This is a genomic window from bacterium, assembly GCA_040756715.1.
Lineage (GTDB): Bacteria > UBA9089 > UBA9088 > UBA9088 > UBA9088 > JBFLYE01.
The window spans coordinates 1-3,071 of record JBFLYE010000154.1 but is presented as its reverse complement, the minus strand read 5'-3'; the positions used below and the strand labels follow the sequence as shown (position 1 = coordinate 3,071).

Sequence of the window (3,071 nt, the reverse complement as noted above, 5' to 3'; positions counted from 1 at the left end):
TCAATTCAAAATTCAAAATTTAGAATTCAAAATTTCTTAAATACTATTTTTGCACTAAGTAATGGAAGATACTATAATATTCTGTAATGTTTTTAATAAACTTTTTTTAAAAATCATAGCTCAGCTAAACAGGGACAATCTTCTTAATTTCTTATGGTAAGAAATGGCAAATCTATGTGCCTCGTCCCTTATGTGTTGAAAGAGGGAATCGCTAAGAGGAATTGGCTCTTTATCGGGAAGGAATATTCTATCCGGATCTTTGGCAATTGATGCTACATTTAGCTTAAGCCCAAGGGTTTTTATGGTATCTATTGCCACATTAAGCTGACCCCTTCCACCATCTATAAGAAAAAGGTCGGGAAGCCTTTTGTTTTCTTTAATAAGCCTCTTAAGCCTCCTTTCTAAAACCTCCCTTATCATCCCCGTGTCATCTGGTCCTTTTGCCCTTATTCTAAACTTCCTATATTCATCCCTATTTGGCATTCCATTTTCAAAAACAACAAGGGAGGCAACCGCATAATCAGAAGATATATTTGATATATCAATTGCCTCTATGGTTTTTGGGAAAAATTTGAAGATATCAAAAATCCCCTGCCTTATTTGAGAATTTCTCAAAGCAAAAAGGTCTGCATTCTTTTTGGAAAGTAAGAGCAATTCCCTTTTTTTTCCCCTCTTTGGTATTTTTATTAAAACCCTTTTTTTCTTTATCTTTGAAAGAGCCTCTTCAATAAGGGCTTTATCCTCTATATCTTTCTCAATTACTATCTCATCTGGAATATTTCCTGCAAAGAGATAGAATTGTTTTATAAAGCCAGATATAGCATCTTCCTGGGAAGATATGGTAAAGGGATATTCTCCAATAAGCCTTCCCTCCCTTATTACAAGGACAAAGATTACACAAGGAATGCTTGATTGTCCAATTACATCATAGTTTATGGGTTTGGTAAAGAATGCCTTTTGTGCCTCAGAAAGGGATTTTATGGCAAAAATTTCATCCCTAATCTTTCCTGCTTTCTCAAAGTTTAATTTACTTGCCTCATATTTCATCCTTCTTTCAAGGCTTTTAAGAAGCATCTTACACCTTCCCGAGAGAAAAGCAATTGCATCCTTTACATTTTTGTTGTATTCAATGTTTGATATTTCATTCTTACAGGGTGCAAGACATTGTCCTATATGGAATAAAAGGCAGGGCTTATTTGGCATCTTCTTGCAAGACCTTAGCTTAAAAACCTCCTTTGCTATCTTTATTGTCTTTCTTAAAAGCCCTGCCTTATATGGACCAAAACAATAGCCATCTTTTGTCAGCCTTCTTGTGGTCAATATCCTGGGAAATTCCTCCTTTGTTATCTTTATAAATGGGTATGCCTTATCGTCCTTTAAAGAGACATTGAATTTTGGCTTATGCTTTTTTATAAGGTTTGCCTCAAGTAGCAAAGCCTCAAGCTCTGAATCGCACAAGAACCATTCTAATGAGGAGCTTTGTGAAAGAAGAATGCTTATCTTTAATGATTTTGGGCTGATGTATGAAGAAAGCCTTTTCTTAAGAGAGCCTGCCTTTCCAATGTAAATGGGTTTTCCCTCTTTGTCTTTAAAGATATACACACCCGGCTTATTTGGTGCATCCTTTAATTCCATTATGCTTTTTTGATAAGAAGATTTATTGGGATAGAGATATTAAGTTTTTTCCTTAAAAACCTCTTTATTCTTTTAATCCAAATCTCATTAGAGAAAGATGGGTTGTTTACAAAGAGGGTAAAGGTTGGTGGAGAAAGGCTTGTTTGGGTTGCATAGTATATCTTTGGTCTTTCTTCTTTAAATTGGGATATAGCCTTATTCAAAAGGCTTGTCTTTACAGAAAGATTTAGGCTTTCTGAAAGCCTATATGTCTCATTAAGCAGGGTTTTTATTCCTACCCTAGTAATGCAAGAGGTAAAAAGGATATTGGGAGAATCCAAAAATGGAAGACTTTGCAAGATATAAGCCCTATAATCATTTTTATCTCCCTTTACAAGATCCCATTTATTGACAAGAATGAGATAGGGGACAAATTCCCTTTCTATCTCCTCAATTAGCCTTTTTTCCTGGCTAGTAAGACCCTCTACCCCATCAATTAGGAGCCAGACAATATTTGCCTTTTTTATACACCTTTTTGCGGATGCAACATAGCCTGCCTCAATCCTTGATGAAATCTTTTTCCTTATCCCTGCTGTATCAACCAGGGTAAATTTCCTATCTTTGAATGTGAATGCCTCGTCTATAGAATCCCTTGTTGTTCCTGGAATAGGTAAAACAATTGCCCTTTGCTTTTTTGTGATAAGATTAAGTAAAGAGCTTTTTCCCACATTTGGCCTTCCAATAATAGCAATATTTATCCCCTCTACCTCTGTTGTCTGAAGGCTATTGTCTATTGTCTGTTGTCTATTTATTATCTCATCCAAAAGCTCGTCAACATTTATCCCATGCTCGCTTGATATGGGTATTAAAGAAAGACCGAGCTTATAGAAATCTGCTAAATCGCTCTCCTTGTATGGTGTTTTGTCCATCTTATTTACAACAAGGAGAGGCTCTTTTTCCCTTTTTCTTAAAGAATTAAGGATTTCAATATCAGAAGGCAATATCCCCTCTTTTCCATCAAGTAGAAAAAGACAAAAATCTGCCTCTTTTATTGCAAAGTCAACCTGCTCCCTTATCTTTTCGGCAATATCTGTTTTTTCATCAGCTATTCCGCCTGTATCAATAAGGGTAAAGGAGGATTTTCCCCAGATTACCTCTCCATAATTCCTATCCCTGGTTATTCCAGGCTCTTTATCAACAAATGCTTTCTTTTTTCCAACAAGCCTATTGAATAGGGTTGATTTTCCCACATTTGGCCTTCCCACAATACAAACCTTAAACATTAAGTTGATTTTGTTTCATTTTTGTTGTTTTTGGATTTCCCGCAGGGCTTCTATAGTATCTTCCATTACTTAGTGCAAAAATAGATAGGGTTGTGTTTATCTGTTAAAAATTCATCCACCTTTTAAGAAATTTTGAATTCTAAATTTTGAATTTTGAATTGAAGGTTTAAGTTT

General features: G+C 35.3%; 2 protein-coding genes. Both read right to left on the bottom strand.

Annotated features, from left to right (window positions below):
- Positions 1-120 precede the first annotated feature (120 nt).
- Positions 121-1,635: an excinuclease ABC subunit UvrC gene (gene uvrC / locus AB1397_05730; GenBank protein ID MEW6482485.1), complete on the bottom strand. Its 1,515-nt coding sequence runs from the start codon at positions 1,633-1,635 to the stop codon at positions 121-123.
- Entirely contained in the window at positions 1,635-2,897 is a 1,263-nt protein-coding gene (gene der, locus AB1397_05725; protein ID MEW6482484.1) for a ribosome biogenesis GTPase Der, read from the bottom strand. Before der ends, uvrC begins: the two co-directional genes overlap by 1 nt.
- Between the last annotated feature and the right edge of the window lie 174 nt (positions 2,898-3,071).